This is a genomic window from Bifidobacterium rousetti, assembly GCF_008698235.1.
In the GTDB taxonomy this organism is placed as follows: Bacteria; Actinomycetota; Actinomycetes; order Actinomycetales; family Bifidobacteriaceae; genus Bifidobacterium; species Bifidobacterium rousetti.
Map to the genome: position 1 here is coordinate 267,003 of NZ_PEBH01000001.1, position 24,709 is coordinate 291,711.

Genomic DNA, 24,709 nt, shown 5'->3' on the forward strand with positions numbered 1-24,709 from the left:
CGACCGAGATTGACAAGACCGATTGACGAGACCGATCGGACCGATCGACAAGGAACGGGAAACGGACGGATATGGACGACAGGCAGACACTGCACGCCATGGGCCTCGACGACGCCTACCGCGTCGAGGCCGTGCTGGCCGACGGCGTGGACGGCACCACCGAACTGGTGAGCCTGGACGGCGCCGGCCCGTTCGTGCGCAAGAGGATACCGCTGCGTCTGGCGCGCAGACGGCTGTGGTCCGCGCTCGCCGAATGCCGTTCGACCCGGCTGCCACGCGTCGAGGCTACCTATGAGCTGCCCGACCGTTTCGTGGTCGTCTACGACTATGTGGACGGGATCACGCTCGAACGGTACGTCGGGGAACACGGCGGGCGCGTCACGCGTGACGGGCTGAGGCGTGGTCTGGACGCCGCCGAGGCCGTGCGCATCGCAGTGCAGCTGTGCGAGGCGGTGGGGGAGCTGCACGCGCACGGCGTCATCCACAGGGACATCTCGCCCGGCAACGTCGTCATTGCCGCCGACGGCGCGCACCTCATCGACTTCGGCATCGCGCGCGAACGGCCGGCCGCGGGCGACGCCGGCGGGAAAGGGGCGAGACGGTCCCGCGACACCACCACGCTCGGCACCTGGGGGTTCGCCGCGCCGGAGCAGTACGGGTTCGCGCCCACCGACGCGCGCACGGACGTGTACGCGCTCGGACGGCTGCTCGGATACATGCTCACCGGCGTCCATCCCGCGGACGGGTCGTATGACGCGGCGCTCGCCTCGGCGGACGCCCCGTCCGCAGTCAAGGCCGTGATCGCCAAGGCGTGCGCGTTCGAGCCGAGCGCCCGCATGCGCGACGTCGACGAACTGCGCCGTGACCTCGAACGGGGCGGCGTCGACGCCACGACGCATCCCCGGCCGCGTCATCGTCCGGCGGCGCATGGGGGACGGGGCCGGGCCGTCGCGTGGATCGCCGCGGGGACGGCGGCGCTGCTCATCGCATCCGGCGCGGGATACGCGGGATACGTGGCGCTGGGACACCGGAACGAGTCCCCTGATGTCGCCGTCTCCTCGCAGGCGCGGACGGACATGGGCGGGGGGACGGACGGCGGGTCGGGGAACGACGACGCCCAAGGGGGCGCCTCCGGAACGGACGTCACCGCGGGCAACCCGCTGGAACTCGTCGAACACGGCTGGTCCGCCGAGGCCGGATACGTCCAATACGCCGTCGCGGTGCGCAATACCGACGCCGACCGCAGCGTGCGGTTCCCGAAGGTCACGGTCACGGGGCGGGACAAGGACGGCTCGGTGCTGTTCTCCGAGACGCACGTCATGTCGATCGTCTACCCCGGACAGACCATGTATGACGGCGGCCAGTGCGGGGACGGCACGCCTCCGGCCGACGTGGAGTTCGCCGTCGAGGCTCCCGAAGACGGCGACCTCATCGACACCGAAGGCGCCGAGACGTACGCCGTCACCGGGGCGAGGGAACGCCGTCTCGAACCCGGCGGCGTCACCTTCAGCGGCGAGGTCGTCACCGAACGGGACGACGACAACGGCAAGGGCGTGTACGCCAGCGACGTCGTCGTCTCGCTGGTGCTGCGCGACGCCTCCGGAGCCATCGTCTTCGGACGCGACACCAACGTCGGCAAGCCGGCGAAGGGTGCCGGACGCGCCTTCTCGATCGAGGTCTACGGGCCGCCGGACTACGCGTCGTACGAGCTGTACGCGCACACCGGATGATTCGACGGACATATACTGGCCGCATGAACGACGAATCGCAGGGCCCCACGGCCATCGAGGTGCGCGGGGCGCGCGTGCACAACCTCAGGGACGTGGACGTCGACGTGCCGCTGCACGCGCTGACGGGCGTGGCCGGCGTGTCCGGATCGGGCAAGAGCTCGCTCGCCCTGGGCGTGCTCTACGCCGAGGGATCGCGGCGGTATCTGGAGGCGCTGTCCACCTACACCCGCCGCCGCCTCACCCAGGCGTCCCGCGCGCAGGTCGACGAGGTGCTGCACGTCCCCGCCGCGCTGGCGTTGCACCAGCGCCCCGCGGTGCCGTCCGTACGCTCCACGTTCGGCACGATGACCGAACTGCTCAACAGCCTGCGCCTGCTCTTCTCCCGCGTCGGCTCGCACGTGTGCCCGCACTGCGGCGCGCGCAACGGGCCCACGCTCGCCGTCGCCGCCGAACTGCCGATCACCTGCGCGGGATGCGGCCGCGAGTTCCACGGACCCGGCGCCGAAAGCCTCGCCTTCAACTCGGCCGGCGCCTGCCCCGCCTGCTCCGGCACCGGCGTCGTGCGCGAGGTGAACCGCGCCGCCCTCGTGCCGGACGAGTCGAAGAGCATCGACGACGGCGCCGTGCTGCCATGGGGTTCGCTCATGTGGGATCTCATGAAGGACGTGTGCCGTGCGATGGGCGTGCGCACCGACGTGCCGTTCCGCGAGCTCACCGACAGGGAGCGCGACATCGTGTTCAACGGCCCCGCCGTCAAGAAGCACATCCTCTACCGGTCGAAGAAAAGCGACGATTTCGCCGAACTCGACTTCACCTACTACAACGCCGTCTACACCGTCGAGAACGCGCTCGCCAAGGCGAAGGACGAGAAGGGGCTGAAACGCGTCGCCCGGTTCCTCGAGGAGAGACCGTGCGCGGCGTGCGGCGGCACACGGCTGAGCGAGGCCGCGCGCGCCCCGCGGGTGCGCGGCTCCAACCTGGCCGAGGCGAGCGCGATGACGCTTGACGAGGCCGTCTCCTGGGTGAAGGGCGTCCCGGATTCGCTCGATCCGGAGCTGCGGGCGATGGCGACGAACATCGGCGAATCGTTCCTCGACGTGGCCGGACGCCTGCTGGAGCTGGGACTCGGATACCTGACGCTCGACCGCGCGGGCTCCACGCTGTCCACCGGCGAGCGCCAGCGCGTGCAGCTGGCCCGCGCCGTGCGCAACCGCACCACCGGGGTGCTGTACGTGCTCGACGAGCCGTCGATCGGACTGCATCCGGCGAACGTGGACGGTCTCATCGGCGTCATGCGCGATCTCGTGGCGGACGGCAACACCGTGGTCGTCGTCGACCATGACGTGCGGGTGCTCAAGGCCTGCGACCATCTCATCGAGATGGGGCCGGCCGCGGGCGCGGGCGGCGGGCGCGTGGTCGCCCAAGGGTCGGTCGCCGACGTCGCGGGTGCCGCGGGGTCCGCGGGGGAGGGCAGCCGCATCGCGCCGTTCCTCCTCGAGGACGGTCCGGCACGCGTGCGTCCGCGGATCGGGGACGACCATATGTTCGACCTCGGCCGCATCCACATGCAGACCGGTCCGATCCACACGGTCAAACCGCTTGCGGTGGACGTGCCGCGCGGCAGGCTCGTCGTCGTGACCGGCGTGTCCGGGTCGGGCAAGACGACGATGGTGCTGGAGTCGCTGATCCCGGCGCTGCGGGCGAACGCGGAGCATGGCGCGGAGAACGCGGAGGACACGGACGGCGTGGACGGCGTGGCCCTGCCCGCGCACGTCAGATCGATCGACGCGGCCGGCATCACACGCGCGAACCTCATCGACGCGACGCCGATCGGCGCGAACGTGCGATCCACCGTCGCCACGTACGCCGGCGTCCACGACGACCTGCGACGCGCCTTCGCGCGTTCCGAGACGGCCAAGGCGGGCGGATGGAAGGCCGGCGACTTCTCCTACAACACCGGTCGGCTGCGCTGCCCGACCTGCGACGGCACCGGTTCGATCTCGCTGGACGTGCAGTTCCTGCCCGACGTGGACATCGTATGCCCCGACTGCCGCGGCTCACGCTACTCGCATGAGGCCGACGGCATCCTGCGCCGCGCGAAGGACGGGCGCGGGCTGTCGTTGCCGCGTCTCATGGCGATGAGCGTTGACGAGGCCCTGGCGGCGACCGCCGACCTGCGCAAGGTGCATGCGCGCCTGACGACGCTGCACGATCTCGGTCTCGGCTATCTCACCTTGGGTGAGCCGACCCCGGCCCTGTCCGGCGGGGAGGCGCAGCGGCTCAAGCTCTCGAGCGAGATGGGGCGCGCGCAGTCGGACGCCGTGTTCGTGTTCGACGAGCCGACGATCGGCCTGCACCCGCTCGACGTGCGCGTCCTGCTCGGCGTGTTCGACCGTCTTGTCGCGTCCGGCGCGACCGTCGTCGTCATCGAGCATGACCTCGACGTGATCGCCAACGCCGACTGGATCATCGACATGGGACCGGGCGGCGGCGAGGCCGGCGGCAGGATCGTCGCCGAGGGCACGCCGGACGAGGTCGCCGCGAACCCGGCGAGCGTCACCGGGCGGTACCTGCGCTAAAACCGGCTGGGGCAATGGCCGGCCGTCACGCCCTGTCCTTCAGCACGTTGCCGAGGATATGGCGCATGAACGGGATCGTGGTGGCGAACGTGAGCACGTCCGCCACGGACTGCGCCGCCTCGACGCCGGTCACGCCGATCAGGTGCGGCAGGACGAGCACGATCGGCGCGAGGTACAGGCCGGTGCGGCACACCGCGAGGAACGAGGCGATGCCCGTCTGACCCAGCGTCTGCGAGATCATGTTGCCCATCATGTTCACGCCGTTGAGCACGACGGTCACGCACTGGAAGTGCAACGCCGCGACGCCGACGGCCACCACGGCCGGGTCGGAGCGGAAGATCTCGACCAGCTGCGGGGCGACGGCCCAGATGACGACCGCCAACGCCAGCAGCACCCCGGTGGACAGCTTCACACAGAACCAGAACGCCTCGCGCACGCGCGCGAACTTCCCCGCCCCGTAGTTGTAGCCGCACACCGGTTGGAACCCCTGGCCGAGGCCGATGATGACCGAGTTGGCGCCGAGCATGATGCGCATGACGATGGCCATGCCGGCGATCGCCGCGTCGCCGAACGGGTTCGCGGCGATGTTCACGCAGGTGGTGGCGATCGATCCGGCGCCCTGACGGACGAGCGACGGCAAGCCTCCGCCAGCGATCTCGCGCAACAGCAGGGGATCGGGTCGGCAGTTGCGCAGGGAGAGTCTCAGCACGCCGAACCTCGCGCTCATGATGGTCAGGATCAGGAAGCTCACGGTCTGGCAGATGCCGGTGGCCAGCCCTGCGCCGAAGATGCCGAGGCCGAGCACGAAGATGAACAGCGGCGCGAGCAGGAAGTTGAGCAGCGCGCCGGAGACGAGTCCGATCATGCCGAACGCGGACTGCCCCTGATAGCGCAGCAGGCCGTTGAGCGCGAACGAGCCGCACACGCACGGGGCGGCGACGAGGATCGGCGTCAGATAGGTCACCGCGTATGGCGCGATCGTGTCGGTGGAGCCGAGCGCCATGACCAACGGCCGCAGCGTGGACAGGCAAACGACCGTGACGACGAGACCGCAGAGGAACGAGCCGGCGAAGCCGATGGACAGCAGCCGGGACGCCCTCTCGTTGTTGCGCTTGCCGAGCTCGCGGCTCATCGAATTGCCCGCGCCGTTGCCGAAGAAGAAGCCGATCGCCTGCAGGATCGTCATGATCGAGAACGCGATGCCGATCGCGCCGGACTGCGAGGTGCCGAGCTGGCCGATGAAGTACGTGTCCGTGAGGTTGTACGCGGTGGTCACCAGATTCGAGATCACCGCCGGAACGCACAGACGAAGGATCAGCGGTCTGATCGGGCTTTGCGTCATCTGCCGGTATTTCGCGTCGGCCGACGCCCTTCTGATTCCCTGCCTGATTCCCTGCTGCATCCGTACCACGGGGCGTTACTGTACTCTTTGCGCCGGTCGCGTCGCAAGGAACATGGTCACCTGCCGGGCACGCCGCCGTCCTGCAGCCGCTTCACCTGCTCGATGACGTCCCGATGCTCCTCGATGAGCGCCTCGGCGTCCCGTTCACGGCCTTCGGCGACGGCGCGCCAGTACAGGGTCTTGAGCGAGACGTACGCCTGCTGCATGCGGATCGCCTCGGCCCGGGCGGCGAGACGCAGCGCCTGCGCGTCAAGCAGCTCGATCTGCCGGGACGCCCCGTCCGCGCCGTCCCTCGTGTTGCGCAGGTACTCGCGCATCGATTCCAGCGGCATGCCCGTGGCCGACAGGCACGCCACCGTCGTCAGACGTTCGAGGTCATCGTCCGAATACGCGCGACGCCCGGACTGGTCGCGCGCGATCGGCGGAATGATGCCGATCTGCTCGTAGTAGCGCAGCGTCGACTCCGGAAGACCGGACGCCAGCGACGCCTCGCGGATGGTGTGCCATGCGGTGACGCTCATGACTTCGCTCCTTAGCTCCTTATCGGTATGTTCGGTATGCCTAGCCGTTCACCAAGCAATCTACGGACCTCGAGCGCTTGAGGTCAAGGCGACGGGCACGGCGGCCGCGGGTTTCGCCGCGCCATGATATTGCTGGATGCGCCCCATCGCCAGAGGGCGAATCCCCGGGACGGAAGAACAGGTAAGCTGGGCGTATGAGCCTGATCGAGATGATGATCCTCGGATTCCTGTCCGAGAGGACGATGTGCGGGTACGAGCTGCGCAAGAAGATGGAACAGCTGCAGGGCGACATGCGCAGGTTCAGCGACGGGGCGATCTACCCGGCGACCGGTCGACTGGTGAAGGCCGGTCTCATCTCCGAGAGAACCGACGTGCGCGACGGCCGCCGGCGCCACCTGTTCACGCTGGAGCCGGCCGGGCGCGACCGGCTCGTCGAGGAGCTCACAGGCGCCGACGGGTTCAATGTCAGCGATTTCAACCGGTGGCGTGTCGTGCTCACCTTCCTGTCCGTCGTGCCGGACAAGAAGGACCGCGACGCCGTGCTGCGCCGCCGCTACGACCTGCTGTCGCGCGGCGACGTGCATTTCTTCTACTGCGAGGCCGGCAACCCGCTGACCGTCGACCACATCGACGACCCCTACCGTAAGGGGCTGATCGGCGTGCATGACGCGCAGGTCGCCGCCGAACTCGACTGGCTGCGCGCGATGCTCGGCATCGACGCCGCATAGGCGCCGATCAGCGCCTCCAGTGACGGCGACGGTAGTTGACGATGCGCTTGCCGCCGACGCCGGCCTTGCCGTTCGGACCCCACGGGCCTCGCGCCTCGGCCTTGAGCTGGGTGAGGTGGTGCTTCATCGCCAGCAGCATGATGTGCGTGTCCTCGAGCCCCAGATGCCGTTCGGCGTCGTCCTCGTGCAGCGCGCCCTGACGCTTCGCGTACGCGTCGAGGCGGTTGTCGCCGTCGGGATGGTCCTCGCTGGGGATGGACCCCTCGTCCCACAGGCGGCTCATCGGCAGCGTGTCGATGATGGTCACATGGCCGTTGCGGTACGCCTCGGCGTAGCCCTTGACGTTGAGCATGAAGAAGCTGTGCTCGAACGTGGCCATGTGCGCGACGAACGGCTGCGAGGTGAGGCGCCTGAGGAGTTCGGCCTGCGCCTCGGGGTCCTCGTCGAACAGCGGGTAGTCCGCGCCGACACGCTCCTTGATGTCGATGCCGGTCAGCTGGATGATGAACGGGTTGCCGTGGCGGGCCGCCTCCGGGGTCACGCCGAACGACCAACGGTGCTGGTCGTAGGCGTCGCCGCCCTCGTAGTAGTCCTTGTCGTAGCGGTATCCGGTCGGCTGGTCGGCCGGACGCGGCGACTTCATGTTCATGTATTCGAAGCCGACATCGATGATGTACGTGCGGGCCGGTTCGGTGCCGTTGGTCTCCAGGTCGATGCCCATCACCTTGTCCACGTCGCGTCCCGGCAGGAACACCTCGCGCCAGTAGTCCTTCGGACGGGTGGCCTGACGTTCGGCCACATGCTCGGCGGCCGCATGGCGCGACTTCTCGAAGCGGGCCTCCGGCACGGCGGTCTCGTCGCGGTTGACCTGTTCGACGGACGGCACGGCCGGGTTGTCGTCGTTGATGACGGGCTGCCCCTCGATCAGGTAGTCGGGGCTGCCCTGATCGGAGCTGGAGTCCGCTGGCGCGGACTCGTCCGGTCCCGCCTCGACGGAGCCGTACCTCACCTCGTCGGCTTCGAACAGCGTCTGCTCGCGGTGGCGGCGCGCCTCCTCGCGCTTGGCTCGGTCGGCCTTGCGCTGTTCGGCGCGCGCGTTGACGATCTCGGCCGTGCGGTCCTGGATGTCGTCGACGACCACGCCGTCCTTCGCGGCGGTGAGCACCGGCACGGTGACGCGCTGGCGGTCCTCGTCCTCGACCGTCCACAGCCCTTCGGCGATGCCGCGGTCGCGCAGCAGCTGGATCTGGTCGTTGAGCCTGCGGTCCGCGTAGGCGAGCGCGCGCGGCAGCTCATAGGTCGTGATGCGGCGGTCGAAGTCGCGCATGAACGTCATGCTCATCTTCGCGATGATCGCATCCAGCCGGTCGCGGATCGCGAGATCCTCCTTGAGCAGGTCGTGCACGTTCGAGCCGGCCCCGGCCTCCAGATCGGCGGGGGAGGCCACGCCGATGCCGTGCTCCAGATCGAGTCTCTTCACCCAATCCCAGTCGATGTCGTTGTTGTCCGCGTCCTTCAACATGATGTACGACCACTGGCTGATGCTTTCCTTCGCCTCGGTCAGCCATGAGCGGTCGATCGTAAAACCACTGTTTTCCATTGTTCCGTTGTCTTTGCTGTTGTCTTCGCTACTCATTCATTCACCAAACACGCGGGGACCCATGCCCCCGCACAGCCTATGGTAGCGCTCGTGGCGGCGTGGTCGCGCGAATCGCCGGAGAACAGTGGGCGAATTCGGTCTGCGGGCCCCGGCTCAGCGCACGCCGCGCATGTCGACGGGCCGGAACTGGTCGAGCGCGGTGAAACAGGTGCGGTAGACCATCGCCATGATCAGCCCGTCGGCGATGAGCGTCAGCGCGGAGATCGCGGCGAACACGACGAACTGGTATTTGGCGGCCTCCAACGGGTCGCCGCCGGCGATGACCTGGCCGGCCATCATGCCCGGGATCGTCACGATCCCGCAGGAGGCGAGCGTCGCCATCGTGGGCAGCAGGCCGAGCCGGATCGACGAGACGATCGAGGGGCGTGCCGCCTCCCACGCGGTCGCGCCCAGGGCGAGCATCGTGTCGATCTCGTCGCGACGCTCGCCCATGCTCTCGTAGAACCGGCTCAACCCGACCGCCAGCGCGGAGACCGTGTTGCCCAACAGCATGCCGGTCAACGGCACGACCAGCTGCGGCGCATACCACGGGTGGGGGCGCACCACGAGCTCCGTGACCAGCGCGATCATGAGCAGCATCGTGACCGTCAGGCTCAGCAGCACGGGTCCCGCGAGCCCCTTCGGCACGCCCTTGGCGCGTGACAGCGTGATCTGCACGGCGGCGACGAGCATCACGCCGATCGTCGCGAAGACGAGGAACACGTTGTCCGCGCGGATCACATAGCCGACGACGAAGCCCATCGCGCACAGCTGCAGCAGGGCGCGGCACGCCGACCACATCAGCGAGCGCCCGATGCCCATGCGCATCAGGCCGCTCACGCCGGCCGCGGCCGCCACCATCGCCAAGGCGACGACGAGACCCCACACGTCGATGTCATACGCGTTGTCGCTCATGCGACCGCCTCCTTGTTCGCATCCTTATCATCCGGATCCTTCGCGCGGTTCCCGTCCCATGACAGCACGCCGTGGGCCAGCGTCACGATCCGCGAGGCGCGCCCGTCCGGCGGACGGTGCCGTATGCGCACGATCGCCATGCCATGCGCGGCCGCGTCGGCCATGATCGAGGCGACCTTCTCGGCGTTCTCGTCGTCCAGACCGGCGTCCACCTCGTCGGCGAGCAGCACCCTCGGCGACGTCAGCAGCGTCCTTGCCAGCGAGACGCGCGCCGCCTGCCCGCCGGACAGGTCATGCGGGGCGCGCGTCAGATCGATGTCCCCGCAGCCCATCGCATCCAGCGTCTGCCGTATGCGATCCTCGGGCAGCAGCCTCCGCGCGTTCGCCTCGCCGTCACGGAACAACGCCGCGAACCGGCCGAACAGTCCTCCCGGACGACGGGCGCCGTTCCCGTCGCGCCCATCCCGTCCGGCCTCACCGCCGGCCCTCACCGACAGCACGAACGGCAGGCGGATCGCATCCGCCACCGTGGCCCCCGGCAGCACCGGCTTCTGCGGCAGATAGGCGACCTCACGACGCCACCGCTGCGGCGTGAACCCGGACGAATCCCGCCCGCCCAACGCGAACGTGCCACGCGCATGCGGGTTCAGCAACGCGAACGCCGTCAGCAGGCTGCTCTTGCCCGAACCCGACGGCCCCACCAGATCGACGATCACTCCGGCGTCGATCGCGAAATCCAACCCAGAGAACACCGTGCGCTCGCCGTCGGGCGACGGCACCGTGCACGACACCCCCTCGGCCGTGAATACATGCATCCCACTCATACCAGCGCACGATACCTTGCCATGATGGCCACCCCAACCCGCAAGCGTTTCTTAGCGCGGTCTTAGACTCTGGAATGTCTGATATATCAAGGACAACCATAACGCCACCGCGATGGGCGATGACGGATCATGCCGACGCCCGAGCCGGCACGAACAGCGAAAGGACGGACGCGCATGACGACGAACGACATGACCGACCCCGGCAGGCTCCTCATGCCCGCCATCCTGTTCCTCGAGGACGACCCCGACCTCGGGGCCATGACCGCCGAAATGCTCGGCGCCGACCACCGCGTCGACTGGGCGCGCACCGAACGCGAGGCCCGGAACCTCCTCAACACGAACCGCTACGACGCGCTCGTCGTCGACCGGCGCCTGCCCGACGGCGACGGACTCGACCTCATCCGCTCCCTCAGGGCCGGCGGCGTCACCACACCCGCGCTGGTCCTCACCGCGCTCGCCGACGTCGACGACATCGTCGACGGCCTCGACGCCGGCGCCAACGACTACCTGACCAAACCCTTCCACTTCGCCGAACTCGAAGCCCGGCTGCGCGCCCTGCTGCGCGGATTCCACGCGCAGGCCGCATCCGCCATGATCGGCGACTGGCTGCTCAAACCCGACGCGAACGTCATCGAGGATCCCGACGGGCGCACGGTCCCGCTGACCGAGACCGAGACGAGACTGCTCGCCGCGCTCGCCGCCGCCCCCGACCATGTATTCGGTCGGGAGGAGATCCTGCGCGCCGCCTTCTCGGACGGCTCCGACATCGGCGCCGTCGACGTGTACGTCTCGTACGTGCGCGGCAAGACCACGCGCCGCATCATCGACACGGTGCGCGGGCGCGGCTACCGCATCGGCAACCCGGAGGCGTGACATGCGTGGCATGATGGACAATCGAGAAGGCTCGCACGGGCGCATCGCCGGACTCGTCAGCCTGCGCATGACCGTCGCGATGGCGGCCGTCACCATCCTCGGCGGCATCCTGTTCGTCCTCGGCGTGCTGCTCGGCTCCCGCCACGAGTTCGTTGAACGCGGCATCGATCCGAACGCCATGAGCGTCACCGAACAGTTCGGCTCCGGCATGATGGTCATCGACACCAGGAAGGCCGTGGGGTTCACCGTCCTGTTCGTCCTCGGCGTCATCGTCTCGGTCGCCGTCATCGGCCGGTACTATTCGCGCAGGGAGGTCGCGCCGCTCGAACACGCGTTCGAACTGCAGAAGGATTTCGTCGCCGACGCGAGCCACGAGCTGAAGACCCCGCTCGCCGTCATCGCCACACGCATCGACCTGATCGACTTCCGCCGCGCGCACGGCCAGCCCATCGACGGCCCGCTCGACGACCTGCGCGGCGACGTCGACCGCATGAACGCGATCATCACCGACCTGCTCGTCGCGGCGCGCGGCGCGGTCGACGCCGAGCTGGTGCCGCTCGCCGGGGTCGTCGACCAGTCCGTCGACGCGGTGCGGCCGCTCGCCGACAAACGCGGCGTCGTCATCGACAGGCGAGTCGACGGCGATCCCGCGCATCTTGTCGTGCGGGGCAACGCGGTGGGATTGTCGCGCTGCCTTGTCGCCGTATTGGACAACGCGGTCGCGCACGCGCCCGACGGCACGCATGTGACCGTGTCGGTCGGCTACCATCATCGCGGGGACGCCGTCATCCGCGTGGCCGACCACGGGCCCGGCATCGGCGAGAACCCCGAACGACTGTTCCGGCGCTTCGCGCGCGACGACGACGGCACCGCCCATCAGGGCTACGGTCTGGGGCTCGCGCTGGCGCGCGACGTGGCGAACCGCTACGGCGGGACGCTCGACGTCGAATCCACGTCGGCGCGGGGCACGACGATGCGCATCACGCTGCCGCTGGCGTCGTGAGCCCGGCGTCGTGATCCCGACGTCGCGGCCGGGCGTGTCGCCCATTAGCGGAACCTAAGACGGTTCCCCATAGCGTTGGCGCCATGATCGACAACATCACCGCATGCCCGATCTCCACGGGCGGATTCATCGGAGCCATCACCGACTGGCTCGTCGGCCTCATGTCCGTCATGGGCGGACTCGGCACCGGCGTGGCCGTGCTGCTGGAGAACCTGTTCCCGCCGATCCCCAGCGAGGTCATCCTCCCGCTGGCCGGCTTCACCGCCGCGCAGGGCCATATGACCCTGGCCGAGGCGATCGTCGGCGCGACCATCGGCTCCGTCGTCGGCGCGCTCATGCTCTACGGCATCGCCTACGCGATCGGCGCCGAACGCATGCGCCGCCTGTTCGAGAAGATGCCCCTGACCGACGCCTCCGACATCGACAAGGCGAACGACTGGTTCGCCCGCTACGGCCTGCTCTCGGTGTTCATCGGCCGCGTCATCCCGATCGTGCGCAGCCTCATCTCCATTCCCGCGGGCATCGCGCGCACCGACCTTGTGCGGTTCACCCTGCTGACCGCGGTCGGCTCGGCCGTCTGGAACACGATCCTCGTCATGGCCGGCTACCTGCTCGGCGCAGGGTGGTGCTCCATCCTCGGGTTCCTCGACCGCTTCCAGTACGCGGTCGCCGTGGTCGTCGTCGCGCTGGTCGTCTGGTACGTCGTCGTCAAGGTTCGCGCGCACATGGCGGCGAGGGAGGCATAAGACCCGGTGCCCGACGGGTCGGGTCACGGCTCGCTTGCGACCCCGGCGAGCGCGCCGATGCGTTCGACGAACGCTCTGACCTGCGGTTCCGGGTCGGCGGGGTAGAGGAGACCGTAGCGCATGCCGACAGGCCGCGGCCAGTCGACGGGCACGTTGACGAGCTGCGGGTGGACCCCGTCCCACATGGGTTTGGAAATGAGCAGGTCGCCCGTTTCGGCGCATTCGTTGAACAGGTTCAGGTCGTAATGGTCGATGTCGACCAGTTCGACGCCGTCCAGTCGCTCCAGCAGGTCACGGGCGATGTCGTCGGTGCCGCCGCATCGGCGCAGGATGCGGATGCGGGTGCGAACGCCGTCACGGGCGTCGAGATCGTCGAGCTTGAGTCGCGGCCGGCGTGACAGCGGATGGCCGCGCGGCACGGCCATGCACAGCGGTTCGTAGGAGATCGGCAGCGTGCCGCACGTCCCGTTCCAATGCTCGGGCGCGAACGCGGTGGCCACCGCGTCGATGTCCTCGCCCAGATGGGCGATGATGTCGTCGATCGGCACCTCATCATCCGGCATCGACACGAGCTCCACTCGGATGCGCGGGTCGGCTTCGCGCTGCCACAGGTCGAGGACGCGCCGGGCGGGGCGCAGCGCGGAGATGCCGAGCCTGACCGGCGGCGTGCCCGTATGCGCGCGACGCCGCATCCTCGCGATGATCTCATTCGACTGACGGACGATCGAACGGGCGTCCTCGATGAACTCCGCTCCCGCCGCGGTCGGCGTCACGCCGCTGCGGGAGCGGTCGAACACCGTGATCCCGTACTCCCTTTCGAACGTGTTGACCTGTTTGGCCAACGCCGGCGTCGAGATGTGCAGGCGCCGGGCCGCCGCCGTGAAACTGCCGGTCTCGGCCGCGGCGATGAGCGCGTCCAGTCTCCGGTCGTACATGATCCCGCCCTTCCTCGCACCATTCCGCCCGTCCGTGGCTCTCCCGATTGGCCACGAACGAGCGCCGATCGTAGCGTATTAACCGATGGTTTATGCACCATGAACCAGAATCGTTCGATATCCGCTGATTTTCGCCTGTTATCAAGCCTACACTGTCTCATGCGATTGTTCGAACGGATTATGGCGGAACAATGTCAGGCATCCACCGAGGGGATGATCGCACAGGAGACGAGAGACTGGGGAGGAACGGCATGCGCTCATCGACCGCAACGCGCGACATCAGGGACACCGAGGACGGCAGGGTGACGGACACGGACCCCATGACCCAAGGCCGGCCCGCCGTCGGCCGCCACGACCATCACGCACACCAACCGGCGGCGTTCGCCACGGCGGCCGCGTCGATCGCCTCATTCCTCGTCGGCATGGACGTGCTCATCGTCAACGTGGCGCTGCCGACCATCGCCCGCGACCTCGGCGGCGACATGGCAGTCCAGCAGTGGGTGGTCGACGGCTACAGCCTCCTGTTCGCCGCGTTGCTGCTGCTGTGCGGCAACCTCGCCGACCGTTGGGGCGCCAAACGCGTGTTCATCGCCGGCGCGGCGCTGTTCGCCGCGGCGTCGCTGTTCAGCTCGTTCGCATGGTCGATGACGGCGCTCGTCGCCGGGCGCTGCCTGCTCGGCGTCGCCTCCGCGCTCATCCTGCCCGCATCGATGTCCCTGATCAACGAGGCGAACCCGGACCCTCGCCGTCGTGCATGGGCGCTGGCCCTGTGGGGCGCGGGAGGCGCGAGCGCCTCGGCCGTGGGCCCGCTGCTCGGCGGACTGCTCACACCGATCCACTGGAGCCTCGTGTTCGCGATCAACGTGCCGTTCTGCCTGCTGGTGCTCCTGCTCACGCTGCGCGTCGCGCCATCGCCGCGACGGCCCAAGCCGTTCGACTGGACGGGGCAGACGCTGGCGCTGACGGGGTTCGTCCTGTTCATCGCGGGCGTCATCGAGATCGGCTCGCTCGGTGTCAACTCGCCCCTCGCATGGGGGTTGACAGCCGGCGGCGCGTTCACGCTCGCGGCGTTCGTGCGCTCGCAGGCGCGGGTGGACGCCCCGATGATGCCGCTGGGCCTGTTCCGCGTACGCGGCATGCAGGTGGCGCTGATGATCGGGTTCGTCATGATCTTCAACTGGTACGGCATGGTGTTCATCTCGACGATGTTCCTGCAGAACGAGCGGGGGATGGGCGCCCTCGCCGCGGGGCTCGTGTTCGTGCCGAGCGCGTTCGTCACGGTCTTCGGCAACATCCTCGGCGGGCGCATCATCACCGCGCGCGGATCGAGGTTCTCGATCACGCTCGGATTGGCGATCATGATCGCCGGATTCCTGTTCGAGTTCCTATATCCCGCGCCGATCCCCGTATGGGTGATCGCCACGGGATTGAGCGTCGTCGGGTTCGGCGCCGCGATCACCACACCGGCCGCCGCGGGCGTCGTCCTCGCCAGCGTGGAGACGTCGCAGGCCGGCATCGCCTCCGCCATGTTCAACACGTTCCGTCAGGTCGGCGGCGCGGTCGGCGTGGCCGTGTTCGGCGTCGTCGCCACGTTCCTGCCCACGCTGACCCTCGCCCTGAGGGCCGTGTTCCTCGCCTCGGCCGCGCTGCTCGCCCTCATCCTCGCCTTCGAGCTGCTGTGCTGGCGCGAACGCTGAGGGGTGGGGGACACCGGGGGCGAACGTCCGGGACGAATCGCAATCCATGGCATTCGATACGGGCATATACAGCTTGATATGGCAGCGTTTCCATCTATACAATGAGATAAATTCGGATAAACCTCGATACAATGAATGTGGATAGTCGAACACGCTCGGGGTGAGGAGGATGCCATGGGCGCTGGATTGGGTATTGAGGTGAGATTGCCATTACATGCACTGAACCCGTTCATGCCGGGCGCCGGCAAGCAGCCTCCCGAACTGGTGGGACGTGCCCGCGATCTGGAAGTTATGGACCGGATGATCGCACGCACCAAACTCGGGTTGCTGGATCGCGGTGTCATCTACAGCGGTTTGCGAGGCATGGGCAAGACCGTATTGTTGCTCAAATTCAACGATATGGCCTCAGCCCAAGGCATGGCGACAGTGCAAATCGAAGCGAACGGCGATGCCGCAGCTGAATATGACGAGCTGATCCACGAATTGTCGTTGTCGGTCATGCGTATCAGAAAACCCGATGTGCGGCAGCGGCTGGCGGAGGCGTTCTCGCGGATTACATCAATATCGTTGGATTTCGTATTCGGATCCGCGAAAGTGGAACTAAGCGGTACGAACGCGGAGAAAAGGGCGGTTCGGGTGTCGTCGTACAAGCTGGAACTGCTGATCGAGGGGCTTGCCGAAGAGCTCAAGCACGATGGTTCTGGGCTGTTCCTGTTCGTGGATGAGTTTCAGGACATGTCCGCCGAAGTGATGATGACGTTGATCACCGTTCAGCACAAGATGGGACAACGTAATCTGCCGTTCTATATCATCGGTGCCGGATTGCCGAATCTGCCTGGCGTATTGACCAAGGCGCGTTCTTACGCCGAGCGGCTGTTTGAATACCGTGCCATTGACCGTTTAGATGACGCTGCGGCAGCCGATGGTTTCCAGAAACCCGCACGCGAATTGGGATATGCATTCGACGATGAGGCATTGTCTTCTTTGGTTGAGGTGTCGAATGGGTATCCCTATTTCATTCAGGCGTACGGCAAGGCCGCATGGGATGCTTCGGATTCCAACCCGATCACTGTCGCCGCGGTGAAGCGGGGCGAGCCGGTCGCCCGTAAAGAACTGGACCATGGGCTGTACATGTCGCGATGGCAGCGTGCCACTCCGTTGGGGCGCGACTACCTTGCCGCGATGGCTTCGCTCGGCGAGACATGCACGTCGGCCCAAGTCGCGCAGCTGATGAATCGCAGCGTCTCCGATCTGTCTTCGATTCGTTTGTCGCTGATCGAACTGGGGCTGATCTATTCGCCGGAACGTGGGCGGATCTCGTTCACCGTGCCGGGCATGGACGAATTCATCCGTCGTGCGATGCCCGCCGAGGACCAGTCCTACGACCGGCGCATGTGACGAGAGTCTGCCCCGAGGTGTCTCAACGCGAAACCCGCGCGCAAACCGTCCGATCCCGTCATCGACTGAAGGGGGCGGAAGCCGACCGCGGAGCCGATCGGCACACCATGCAACCGACGGCCTGCGGCCGGCCGGATTGTGTCGTTACCATGATCCGCATGGTCATATGGGATTCCTCGAACAGTACCTGCGCTTCAGAACGGAACGCCGTAGGACGATTGGCCGGCACGTGGGCTATTATGGCCTGCCGGAAGGCGACCGCCACATGGCGGGAAGTCTTCCGGCAGAACAACCACTCAGGGCCATCGACCGTACAATCATGCCCGCGCCGGACGAGCGGTCCGACGCCGGTCTGCAACAGGAACGATTCGCCTCCGACGCCGTCTTGCGAGCGTCGCCATACGAAAGTCGGACGAATTGATTTCACGCAACACAACCGAGCCGGAAACCGCAACAGCCGGCGAAACCGCATCCGAAGCCGCGAGCGCGAAGACACGGGCGAACGCGCCCGGCGCATCCGCCAACCCGACCGCCATGATCGCGACCCTCATGATCGGCTCGTTCGTGGCGATTCTCAACCAGACGCTGATGATCTCCGCGCTGCCCACGCTGATGCGTGAGTTCGCGGTCCCCAGCAGCACCGTGCAATGGCTTACCACCGGGTTCATGCTCGCCAACGGCATCATGATCCCCGTCACCGCGTTCCTCGTCGAAACGTTCACCACACGCCAACTGTTCCTGTACGCGATGGGCATGTTCTTCGCCGGCTCGCTCGTATGCGCGCTCGCCCCCAACTTCGCCCTGCTGCTTGCGGGCCGCATCGTCCAGGCGTGCGGCGCGGGCGTGCTGATGACGCTGCTGCAGACCGTGCTGTTCCGCGTCTACCCGCCCGAACGCCGCGGCCGGGCGATGGGCATGTTCGGCATGGTCATCGCGTTCGCTCCGGCCATCGGCCCGACCGTCTCCGGGCTGCTGGTCGAATGGTTCAGCTGGCGGTGGATGTTCGCGCTGCTCGCTGTGATTGCCGGCGGTGTCATCGTGGCGGCATGGTTCACGGTCCGTAATGTCGGCACACCCACGCACCCGCATATCGACGTGCTCTCGGTGGTTCTGTCCACGCTCGGCTTCGGTGGCATCCTGTTCGGATTCTCCACCGCTGGCAAGAACGGCTGGGCCAACGTGGACGTGCTGGCCGCATTGGTGGTCGGCGCTGTCGCGCTGGCGGCGTTCATCATGCGCCAGCTGCGGCTCGACCAGCCAATGCTGGACTTCCGCATCTTCCGCATCCCCATGTTCACCTTGTGCCTGACGATCTCGGTGATCGGATTCGCCGCGTTCATCGGCGTGGAGAACGTGATCCCGCTGTACCTGCAGAACGATCTGGGCGTCGACGCGCTGGAATCCGGCCTGCTCATGATGCCGGGCGGCATCGTCATGGGAGCGCTCAACCCCGTGACCGGCAGACTCTACGACCGTTTCGGAGACCGTCCGATCGCGATCGTCGGGTTCGCGATCCTCACCGCCGCCGCCGTGCTGCTCGCCACGATGGACGCGCACACACCCGTGTGGATGCCGTCCGTGTATTTCGCCCTGCTGCTGGCCGGCTCGGCGTTCTGTTCGATGCCGCTGGTCACCGCCGCGTTGAACCAGCTGTCCGGGGCGGAGATCCCGCACGGCACCGCCATGAACAACACAATGCGCCAGACCATGGGAGCCATCTCCATCGCATTGCTCGTCACCATCATGAACACGCACGCCTCCGCGGCCGAAGCCGCCGGCATGGACGCGGCCGAAGCATCGGCGTTGGGCGTGCATGCCTCGTTCCGCGACGTCGCCGTCGTGTGCGCCGCCTGTCTCGTCGCCGCGTTCTTCGTCCGCGACCGCGGCCGTCGCCCGGGCGAACGTCGGTAATACGGCCCGATTCGGACCGGAGTGCCGGTGCGGTATGCGGGGGAGTGTTCGACGAGTTTCTCGTCGGAAGTGACCACGTCGTCTGTTTCGTTTCGTTCAAGGCTCGTCGCTTCCGTCCGTCGTCTCCATCCCGATGGTGTCGTTTTCGTTCCGCAGGCGTTCACGTCGTCCCACGTTCGGGACGGAAAAGACGCCACTGGGACGGACGCGACGCCGTCGGCGCTTCACAAGACCTGTAGGCGAGGACCTTGTCCTCCCACTCCTTGAGCGGCGCGGGGGGAGTGCCAGTAGTAGAGCGGGAACTGCAATACGATGCGGTCATGCTCCTCGACGAGCTTCTGCTCGGCGACCACATCGACTGCGCCTGTGTGTGTTCAATTGAAAGTGGGCCGTGGGGGCCGACTTCCTGGAGCGCTTAAACGTGTCTGCCCCGTGCCTTCCCATGACGGATGGAGCCCGCCGCGGGGATTCCATGCCGTAGAATCGGACGTTGGCGGCCGGGCGGTCGCGCTGAACGATCACGACAGAGAGGTCATCGCCGATGAGCGGAAGGAAGGACGTGCGGATGGGGACGGACACGATGGGTACGGGGCGGCCGGGGCGTGCGGCGTCGCCGGCGCCCCGACTCAGCATCAACGCGCTCACCCCGGTGGAGACCGAGGAGGCGGTGGAGGACGCCGGCGTCGCCAAGACGCGGCTGACCGGCCGGCGCGCCTTCGTCTCGGCCATGTTCGCGGGCGCGTTCATCGGCTTCGGGGCGTTGTTCTTCCTGATCGTCACCGCCGACCCGTCGATGACATGGGGGCCGAAGCGGTTCGTGGGCGGACTCGCCTTCTGCATGGGGCTTGTGCTCGTATTGTGCTGCGGGGCGGAGCTGTTCACCGGCAACTCGCTGATGGTCTCCGACCTCGCCGCGCGCAAGGTCACGCTCAGGCAGATGCTGCGCAACTGGATCATCGTCTGGTTCGGCAATCTGGCCGGCGCCCTGCTGCTGGTGTCGCTGGTAGCCCTGGCCGGCACGATGGGGCTCGCCGACGGCGCGGTGGGCGATCTCGCGGTGGCGACCGCCGCGGCGAAGGTCACGCCCGGATGGGGCACGCTGTTCGTCCGCGGCATCCTGTGCAACGTGCTCGTGTGCCTGGCGGTGCGCATCGGGTTCGCCGCACGGTCCGTGGCGGACAAGGTGCTGGGCATCCTGTTGCCCATCGCGGGCTTCGTGGCCATGGGTTTCGAACACTGCGTGGCCAACATGTTCTTCCTGCCCATGGGATTGGCGGCCAAGCTCATGGGGTTCGGCGCCGGGGCCGCCGGCGCGGGCGCATTGGACGTGGGGGCCATCGCGTACAACCTGTCCGCCGCCACGCTGGGCAACGTCCTCGGCGGCTCCCTGTTCGTCGCGCTGGCCTACTGGTACCTCAACGCGAAACCCGCACGCAAGCCGTCCGATCCCGTCCGGGGCTGAAGGGGCCGGAAGCCGATCGCGAAGCCGGGCGGCGGCGAGCGCGTTCCGCCATGCAACCGACGGACTGCGGCTGCCGGGCCGCGTCGTTACCATGAGCCGCATGGTCACATGGGATTCCGAACAGTACCTGCGCTTCAACACGGAACGCACGCAGCCGTCGCGCGACCTCGCCATGCAGCTGCCCGATGACGACGGCGCCGTCATGCGCGTGCTCGACATCGGCTGCGGGCCGGGCAACAGCACCGCCGTGCTGCGCGAACGCTACCCGCACGCGCGCATCCTCGGCGTAGACAGCTCGCTCGACATGATCGCCGCCGCACGCGCCGCCCACCCCGACATCGAATTCGCGCTGTGCGACGTATCTCGGGCCGAACTGCTCGACGCCCTGCCGCACGACTTCGACATCGTCTTCTCCAACGCGTGCATCCAATGGGTGCCCGACCACCCGCACCTCATTCCGAACCTCATCGGGCTGCTGCGCGAAGGCGGCACGCTCGCCGTGCAGACACCCATGAACTACGAGGAGCCCATCCACCGCATCATCGCCGGACTCGTCCACTCCCCGGAATACGCCGACCGGCTGCCCCAGCAGCGCGAGTTCTTCAACCTCACGCCGCCCGACTACTGGGAGCTCCTGCACGCGCACGCATCACGGTTCCGCATGTGGAAGACCACCTACATGCACACCCTGCCCTCGCACGAGGCCATCATGGACTGGTACCGCGGCACCGGACTGCGCCCCTACCTCCAGGCGCTCGCCGACGACGCCGAACGGGCGGATTTCGAACGGCAGGTGTTCGACCGCGTTCGTAATGAGTATCCCACGCAGTCCGACGGCAGCATCATCTTCCCGTTCCCGCGCTTCTTCTTCACGGCCGTCAGTTAGCCATACGGCGTCGCCGTCCCTCGTCCGGCTCTAGGCCTTCCGAGAGAAGCCGTCGCTGGCGGATACTCAGCGACGGCTTCTCTCGAAGACGCCCCTGTTCTCGAGAAACACCCTCGCTTGGCGCGTCCCGCGTCAGATTCTCTCGAAATGCGTGACGTCGGGTTGTCCAGTGCCTCCATATAGTTACCAATGGTCATTATCTTTGGTAAGTATATGGAGGCTGCTGATGGACGATCCGAACACGCGGCCGGCATCCGAAAGGCTGTCGGCCGCATACGTGCGGCTGCTGCTGGACGCCTGCTGGAAGGCGAAAAGCGTCACCGAGCTCATGCCCGAACTACCCAAAGGCATGAAACCGCGCTACGTACACGTCATCGACGCGGTCTGGCACATCAACGAGCCCTGCGGACAGCGCACACCCAAGGCGCGCGTGGGCGACGTGAGCGCCTTCCTCGGCGTCACCACACCCAGCGTCACCAAGCTCATCGGCGAAATGTCCAACCGAGGCCTGCTCGTCAAACACGCGGACGACACCGACCGTCGCGCGGTCACGCTCACACTCACCGAACGGGGACTCGCCATCCGCAAGGCGTATGTGGCCGACTATCACGAGCATCTGGGCGAACTGCTCGCCGGCGTCACCCAGGAGGAATGCGAGACCGTGGCGCGCGTGATGAGCCGTACGCTGCGGCTCATGCGGGACGACGGATGGCAGGCGGCCGAGAACGATCGGGAGACGGACGGCCGACGAATGACGGACGGAAAGGACGACAACGAATCATGAACGAACGAACCACGCCGCACACGCAGACGCCACGAACGCCCCGGACGACGGCCGACGCCAAACGCCCCGTCGGCGCGAAGCTCACCGTCGCCGTCATCGCGCTCGCCATCCTCACCTTCCTCGGCATCCTGTCCGAGACGTCGCTCAACATCGCCTACTCCACGCTCATGGAGGAGTTCTCGATCGGCGCGTCCGTCGTGCAATGGCTCACCACCGGCTACCTGCTGCTGTTGTCCATCGCGATTCCGAGCTCGCCGTTCATGGTGCGCCGTTTCGCCACCCGCACCCTGTTCGTCGCGGCCGTCGCGATATTCACGCTCGGCACGTTGATCGGCGCGCTCGCCGCAAGCTTCCCGATGCTGCTCGCCGCGCGTCTGGTCATGGCGCTCGGCACCGGCATCTCGCTGCCGCTCATCACCAACATCATCCTGGAGAAGGCGCCGCTCGAACAACGAGGAGCGATGCTCGGCATCGTCAGCCTCGTCACCTGCGCCGCCCCCGCCGTGGGGCCGGTGTTCGGAGGCGTGGTCATGGAGTACCTCGACTGGCATTGGATCTTCTACACGATGCTGCCGTTCCTCGTGCTCTCGTTCGCGCTCGGCATGGCTTCGGTGCCTGAGATCCGTCATCCGGGGGACAAGGAGCACGCCTCGATCAGCGTGCCGTCGCTCATGCTGGTGGCGTTGGGCCTCGCCGGCCTCATCGTGGCGGTGAGCTTCTTCGCCGAATGGAACGGCGACTGGCGGTTCTGGGCCACGCTTGTCGCGGCCGTGGCGGTGCTCGCCGTATTCGTGGCTGTGCAGCTTCGCATGGAGCATCCGCTCATCGAGGTGCGCGTGTTCGGCTACGCGGGGTTCTCGCTCGGCATGCTCATCCTGCTCATGGCCTCGGGCGGCGTGCTGGGATTGAACTTCCTGCTGCCGATCCTGTTGCAGCGCGGCTTCGGCCATGGCTCGCTCGTCGCGGCGCTGATCCTGCTGCCGGGCGCGGTCGTCGGCGCCATCGCGGCCCCGATGATCGGCGGCGCGTTGAAGAGCCACTTCCCGCCGAAGTTCATCCTGTGCGGATTCGTCGGCGTCACCGTGACGGACATCGCGCTCATCGTGGGGCACGCGAACGTGTGGGTGGTGGCCGTCGCGTACGCGCTGTTCATGGCGTCCTCCGGCTTCGTGCTCGTGCCCGACCAGACCCATGCCCTGAACCAGCTGCCCGCGCGGCTCAACGCGGACGGTTCGGCCGTGATGAACACCGTCCAGCAGTTGGCCGGCGCGATCGGCACCGCCGTGGCCAGCGCCCTGATCACCAAGTTCGCCGCCTCCGCCGCGCGCTCCGGCGCCTCGCAGTCCGATTCGTATCTTGAAGGGTTCGCGTCGAGCATGTGGGTCATCGCCGGGTTGGCCGTGGCCGGCATCGTCCTCGCCGCGCTCATGTTCCGCTTCTCCACGCGCCGCCCACCCGAGATGACCGAGGTGTGATTCCGCGCGGAACGGCATGAAAAGACCGGTCCCGGTCCCGATATTCGGTTGATTCCCAAACATGCGGGGCGTGGGCCGGCCTTCGGGCGTAGGATGAATCACCGTGCTCGCCCGTATGGGAACCCACCCGCACGTTCCCTATGCGCGCTATACGTGCGGAAACCCATGCGGCATGAATGCGAGGTAAACGCGAAGAGGGAGATGGCGATGATGACGGTGGGCGTGATGGCCATGGTGGCTTTCGCCGCGGTGCTGTACGGATTGGACAAGTCGCTGGCCCCCGGCGCGGGCATCCTCGCCGTGGCCACGCTCACCGCCGTCATGCCAGCCAAGGAGGCCACCGGCATCACGCTCATCATGGCGATCGTGGCCGACTGGAGCGCCATCTGGGCGTACCGCGGCAACGTGTCGCGTCGTTCGCTCATCCGCCTGTTCCCGTTCGTCGCCGTAGGCATCGCGGCGGGGGCCGGATTCCTGTTCGTGGCGGACAACACCGTCACGCGCCTGACGATCGGCGTGATCCTCGCGGTGTTCGTGTCGATGTACTTCCTGTCGCTCGCACGCAAACGGATGGCGGGAACGGACCGGACGACGCATGCCGGCCGGGGGCAGGCGGCGGCATCGGACTCCGACGACCATGCCGGAAACGGGAAGACGACGCTCTCCCTCGCCAAACGCGTGGTATGCGGCGCGCTCGCCGGGTTCACCACGATGGTGGCCAACGCTGGCGGGCCGATCACGTCCATCTACTTCCTGTCCGAGAACCTGAGCGTCATGCGGTTCCTGGGCACCACCGCATGGTTCTATCTCATCATCAATCTGGTCAAACTGCCGTTCTCCATCGGCCTGGGCATGATCACATGGACGAACTTCACGGCGATGGCGTGGACGATCCCGCTGGTGGTCGTCGCGGTGCTCTGCGGGCGTTGGGTGGCCCGGCGCGTGAGCCAGCCCATGTTCAGCATGCTCGTCTACGTACTGTCCGTCGTGGCGGTCGTCCGTCTGTTCCTGTGAGGCGTCCGCCCATGCATCGCAGGAACAAGCAGCCTTCCTTCGTCATCCACCGGACGGCCGAGCAATCGTGATTCCGCAATCGCTTTGATGGCGGGTTTCATGCGTTTCAGGTCGATATGTTTCTTTTTCAGGGCCTTCGCGTCTTGATCGAAGGCCCTGATTGTGCTGATGGCCAACGGTTCAGAGC

21 protein-coding genes are annotated in these 24,709 nt (G+C 67.1%); 14 read left to right on the forward strand and 7 right to left on the reverse strand.

The features are described 5' to 3' along the window. Positions 1 to 71: 71 nt before the first annotated feature. Together CSQ85_RS01220 and CSQ85_RS01225 are read left to right on the forward strand one after the other, a co-directional pair. Positions 72 to 1,730: a protein kinase domain-containing protein gene (locus CSQ85_RS01220; RefSeq protein ID WP_150382503.1), complete on the forward strand. Its 1,659-nt coding sequence runs from the start codon at positions 72 to 74 to the stop codon at positions 1,728 to 1,730. A gap of 23 nt (positions 1,731 to 1,753) precedes the next feature. Continuing rightward, complete coding sequence (locus tag CSQ85_RS01225) at positions 1,754 to 4,309, forward strand: excinuclease ABC subunit UvrA (protein ID WP_190972820.1); 2,556 nt, start codon at positions 1,754 to 1,756, stop codon at positions 4,307 to 4,309. A 25-nt stretch (positions 4,310 to 4,334) separates the two neighbouring features. Here CSQ85_RS01225 and CSQ85_RS01230 read toward each other — a convergent pair whose 3' ends face one another. Continuing rightward, the gene (locus CSQ85_RS01230; RefSeq protein WP_150382724.1) at positions 4,335 to 5,711 is read right to left on the reverse strand and encodes an MATE family efflux transporter; all 1,377 of its coding nucleotides are present in this window, start codon (positions 5,709 to 5,711) and stop codon (positions 4,335 to 4,337) included. 56 nt (positions 5,712 to 5,767) lie between these two features. Then, positions 5,768 to 6,232, reverse strand: coding sequence for a MerR family transcriptional regulator (locus CSQ85_RS01235; protein WP_150382505.1), 465 nt, complete (start codon positions 6,230 to 6,232; stop codon positions 5,768 to 5,770). Positions 6,233 to 6,426: 194 nt separating this feature from the next. On the opposite strand from CSQ85_RS01235, the gene CSQ85_RS01240 reads away from it, so the two are divergent. After that, complete coding sequence (locus tag CSQ85_RS01240; RefSeq protein ID WP_150382506.1) at positions 6,427 to 6,960, forward strand: PadR family transcriptional regulator; 534 nt, start codon at positions 6,427 to 6,429, stop codon at positions 6,958 to 6,960. 7 nt (positions 6,961 to 6,967) lie between these two features. Here CSQ85_RS01240 and CSQ85_RS12970 read toward each other — a convergent pair whose 3' ends face one another. The 3 genes from CSQ85_RS12970 to CSQ85_RS01255 all read right to left on the reverse strand — a co-directional run bounded on the left by CSQ85_RS12970 (position 6,968) and on the right by CSQ85_RS01255 (position 10,338). Next, entirely contained in the window at positions 6,968 to 8,596 is a 1,629-nt protein-coding gene (locus CSQ85_RS12970) for a PolC-type DNA polymerase III domain-containing protein (RefSeq protein WP_190972821.1), read from the reverse strand. 117 nt (positions 8,597 to 8,713) lie between these two features. Then, a complete protein-coding gene (locus tag CSQ85_RS01250; protein ID WP_150382507.1) occupies positions 8,714 to 9,514 on the reverse strand; it encodes an ABC transporter permease in 801 nt (266 codons plus the stop codon). Next, the gene (locus CSQ85_RS01255; protein ID WP_317909162.1) at positions 9,511 to 10,338 is read right to left on the reverse strand and encodes an ABC transporter ATP-binding protein; all 828 of its coding nucleotides are present in this window, start codon (positions 10,336 to 10,338) and stop codon (positions 9,511 to 9,513) included. Before CSQ85_RS01255 ends, CSQ85_RS01250 begins: the two co-directional genes overlap by 4 nt. A 174-nt stretch (positions 10,339 to 10,512) precedes the next feature. On the opposite strand from CSQ85_RS01255, the gene CSQ85_RS01260 reads away from it, so the two are divergent. The 3 genes from CSQ85_RS01260 (at position 10,513) to CSQ85_RS01270 (ending at position 12,960) form a co-directional block, all read left to right on the forward strand. Beyond that, entirely contained in the window at positions 10,513 to 11,211 is a 699-nt protein-coding gene (locus tag CSQ85_RS01260; protein WP_219894741.1) for a response regulator transcription factor, read from the forward strand. 10 nt (positions 11,212 to 11,221) lie between these two features. Further along, a complete protein-coding gene (locus CSQ85_RS01265) occupies positions 11,222 to 12,214 on the forward strand; it encodes a sensor histidine kinase (protein WP_190972822.1) in 993 nt (330 codons plus the stop codon). Between the two features lie 83 nt (positions 12,215 to 12,297). Next, positions 12,298 to 12,960 (forward strand): DedA family protein, encoded by a 663-nt coding sequence (locus tag CSQ85_RS01270; RefSeq protein WP_107040504.1) that lies wholly within the window; start codon positions 12,298 to 12,300, stop codon positions 12,958 to 12,960. Between the two features lie 23 nt (positions 12,961 to 12,983). On the opposite strand, the gene CSQ85_RS01275 is transcribed toward CSQ85_RS01270, so the two are convergent. Further along, positions 12,984 to 13,895 carry a LysR family transcriptional regulator gene (locus CSQ85_RS01275; RefSeq protein ID WP_107040505.1) on the reverse strand — a complete coding sequence of 304 codons (912 nt, stop codon included), beginning with the start codon at positions 13,893 to 13,895 and terminating at the stop codon, positions 12,984 to 12,986. Positions 13,896 to 14,146: 251 nt separating this feature from the next. Here CSQ85_RS01275 and CSQ85_RS01280 point away from each other — a divergent pair, with 251 nt between their 5' ends. The 3 genes from CSQ85_RS01280 (at position 14,147) to CSQ85_RS01290 (ending at position 18,901) form a co-directional block, all read left to right on the forward strand. Beyond that, positions 14,147 to 15,592 (forward strand): MFS transporter, encoded by a 1,446-nt coding sequence (locus CSQ85_RS01280; protein WP_223846749.1) that lies wholly within the window; start codon positions 14,147 to 14,149, stop codon positions 15,590 to 15,592. 174 nt (positions 15,593 to 15,766) lie between these two features. After that, positions 15,767 to 16,990 (forward strand): ATP-binding protein, encoded by a 1,224-nt coding sequence (locus CSQ85_RS01285; RefSeq protein ID WP_107040658.1) that lies wholly within the window; start codon positions 15,767 to 15,769, stop codon positions 16,988 to 16,990. Positions 16,991 to 17,407: 417 nt separating this feature from the next. After that, positions 17,408 to 18,901 carry an MDR family MFS transporter gene (locus CSQ85_RS01290; RefSeq protein ID WP_223846750.1) on the forward strand — a complete coding sequence of 498 codons (1,494 nt, stop codon included), beginning with the start codon at positions 17,408 to 17,410 and terminating at the stop codon, positions 18,899 to 18,901. Between the two features lie 224 nt (positions 18,902 to 19,125). On the opposite strand, the gene CSQ85_RS13295 is transcribed toward CSQ85_RS01290, so the two are convergent. Further along, on the reverse strand, positions 19,126 to 19,254 hold the full coding sequence (locus CSQ85_RS13295; RefSeq protein WP_317909163.1) for a hypothetical protein: 129 nt from the start codon (positions 19,252 to 19,254) through the stop codon (positions 19,126 to 19,128). 188 nt (positions 19,255 to 19,442) lie between these two features. On the opposite strand from CSQ85_RS13295, the gene CSQ85_RS01300 reads away from it, so the two are divergent. The 5 genes from CSQ85_RS01300 to CSQ85_RS01320 all read left to right on the forward strand — a co-directional run bounded on the left by CSQ85_RS01300 (position 19,443) and on the right by CSQ85_RS01320 (position 24,522). Next, positions 19,443 to 20,363: a formate/nitrite transporter family protein gene (locus tag CSQ85_RS01300; protein ID WP_223846751.1), complete on the forward strand. Its 921-nt coding sequence runs from the start codon at positions 19,443 to 19,445 to the stop codon at positions 20,361 to 20,363. Positions 20,364 to 20,463: 100 nt separating this feature from the next. Further along, positions 20,464 to 21,249 carry a methyltransferase domain-containing protein gene (locus tag CSQ85_RS01305; RefSeq protein WP_150382509.1) on the forward strand — a complete coding sequence of 262 codons (786 nt, stop codon included), beginning with the start codon at positions 20,464 to 20,466 and terminating at the stop codon, positions 21,247 to 21,249. Between the two features lie 226 nt (positions 21,250 to 21,475). Further along, a complete protein-coding gene (locus tag CSQ85_RS01310) occupies positions 21,476 to 22,033 on the forward strand; it encodes a MarR family winged helix-turn-helix transcriptional regulator (RefSeq protein ID WP_223846752.1) in 558 nt (185 codons plus the stop codon). Beyond that, positions 22,030 to 23,508 (forward strand): DHA2 family efflux MFS transporter permease subunit, encoded by a 1,479-nt coding sequence (locus tag CSQ85_RS01315; protein ID WP_150382510.1) that lies wholly within the window; start codon positions 22,030 to 22,032, stop codon positions 23,506 to 23,508. Before CSQ85_RS01310 ends, CSQ85_RS01315 begins: the two co-directional genes overlap by 4 nt. 201 nt (positions 23,509 to 23,709) lie before the next feature. Beyond that, a complete protein-coding gene (locus CSQ85_RS01320) occupies positions 23,710 to 24,522 on the forward strand; it encodes a sulfite exporter TauE/SafE family protein (RefSeq protein ID WP_190972823.1) in 813 nt (270 codons plus the stop codon). Positions 24,523 to 24,709 lie beyond the last annotated feature (187 nt).

What these genes read in the sequence shown, in the direction of transcription:
- CSQ85_RS01220 (WP_150382503.1), top strand. Translation starts at nt 72, where the DNA reads ATGGACGACAGGCAGACACTGCACGCCATGGGCCTCGACGACGCCTAC.
- CSQ85_RS01225 (WP_190972820.1), top strand. Translation starts at nt 1,754, where the DNA reads ATGAACGACGAATCGCAGGGCCCCACGGCCATCGAGGTGCGCGGGGCG.
- CSQ85_RS01230 (WP_150382724.1), bottom strand. Translation starts at nt 5,711, where the DNA reads ATGCAGCAGGGAATCAGGCAGGGAATCAGAAGGGCGTCGGCCGACGCG.
- CSQ85_RS01235 (WP_150382505.1), bottom strand. Translation starts at nt 6,232, where the DNA reads ATGAGCGTCACCGCATGGCACACCATCCGCGAGGCGTCGCTGGCGTCC.
- CSQ85_RS01240 (WP_150382506.1), top strand. Translation starts at nt 6,427, where the DNA reads ATGAGCCTGATCGAGATGATGATCCTCGGATTCCTGTCCGAGAGGACG.
- CSQ85_RS12970 (WP_190972821.1), bottom strand. Translation starts at nt 8,596, where the DNA reads ATGAGTAGCGAAGACAACAGCAAAGACAACGGAACAATGGAAAACAGT.
- CSQ85_RS01250 (WP_150382507.1), bottom strand. Translation starts at nt 9,514, where the DNA reads ATGAGCGACAACGCGTATGACATCGACGTGTGGGGTCTCGTCGTCGCC.
- CSQ85_RS01255 (WP_317909162.1), bottom strand. Translation starts at nt 10,338, where the DNA reads ATGAGTGGGATGCATGTATTCACGGCCGAGGGGGTGTCGTGCACGGTG.
- CSQ85_RS01260 (WP_219894741.1), top strand. Translation starts at nt 10,513, where the DNA reads ATGACGACGAACGACATGACCGACCCCGGCAGGCTCCTCATGCCCGCC.
- CSQ85_RS01265 (WP_190972822.1), top strand. Translation starts at nt 11,222, where the DNA reads ATGATGGACAATCGAGAAGGCTCGCACGGGCGCATCGCCGGACTCGTC.
- CSQ85_RS01270 (WP_107040504.1), top strand. Translation starts at nt 12,298, where the DNA reads ATGATCGACAACATCACCGCATGCCCGATCTCCACGGGCGGATTCATC.
- CSQ85_RS01275 (WP_107040505.1), bottom strand. Translation starts at nt 13,895, where the DNA reads ATGTACGACCGGAGACTGGACGCGCTCATCGCCGCGGCCGAGACCGGC.
- CSQ85_RS01280 (WP_223846749.1), top strand. Translation starts at nt 14,147, where the DNA reads ATGCGCTCATCGACCGCAACGCGCGACATCAGGGACACCGAGGACGGC.
- CSQ85_RS01285 (WP_107040658.1), top strand. Translation starts at nt 15,767, where the DNA reads ATGGGCGCTGGATTGGGTATTGAGGTGAGATTGCCATTACATGCACTG.
- CSQ85_RS01300 (WP_223846751.1), top strand. Translation starts at nt 19,443, where the DNA reads ATGAGCGGAAGGAAGGACGTGCGGATGGGGACGGACACGATGGGTACG.
- CSQ85_RS01305 (WP_150382509.1), top strand. Translation starts at nt 20,464, where the DNA reads ATGGTCACATGGGATTCCGAACAGTACCTGCGCTTCAACACGGAACGC.
- CSQ85_RS01310 (WP_223846752.1), top strand. Translation starts at nt 21,476, where the DNA reads ATGGACGATCCGAACACGCGGCCGGCATCCGAAAGGCTGTCGGCCGCA.
- CSQ85_RS01315 (WP_150382510.1), top strand. Translation starts at nt 22,030, where the DNA reads ATGAACGAACGAACCACGCCGCACACGCAGACGCCACGAACGCCCCGG.
- CSQ85_RS01320 (WP_190972823.1), top strand. Translation starts at nt 23,710, where the DNA reads ATGGCGATGATGACGGTGGGCGTGATGGCCATGGTGGCTTTCGCCGCG.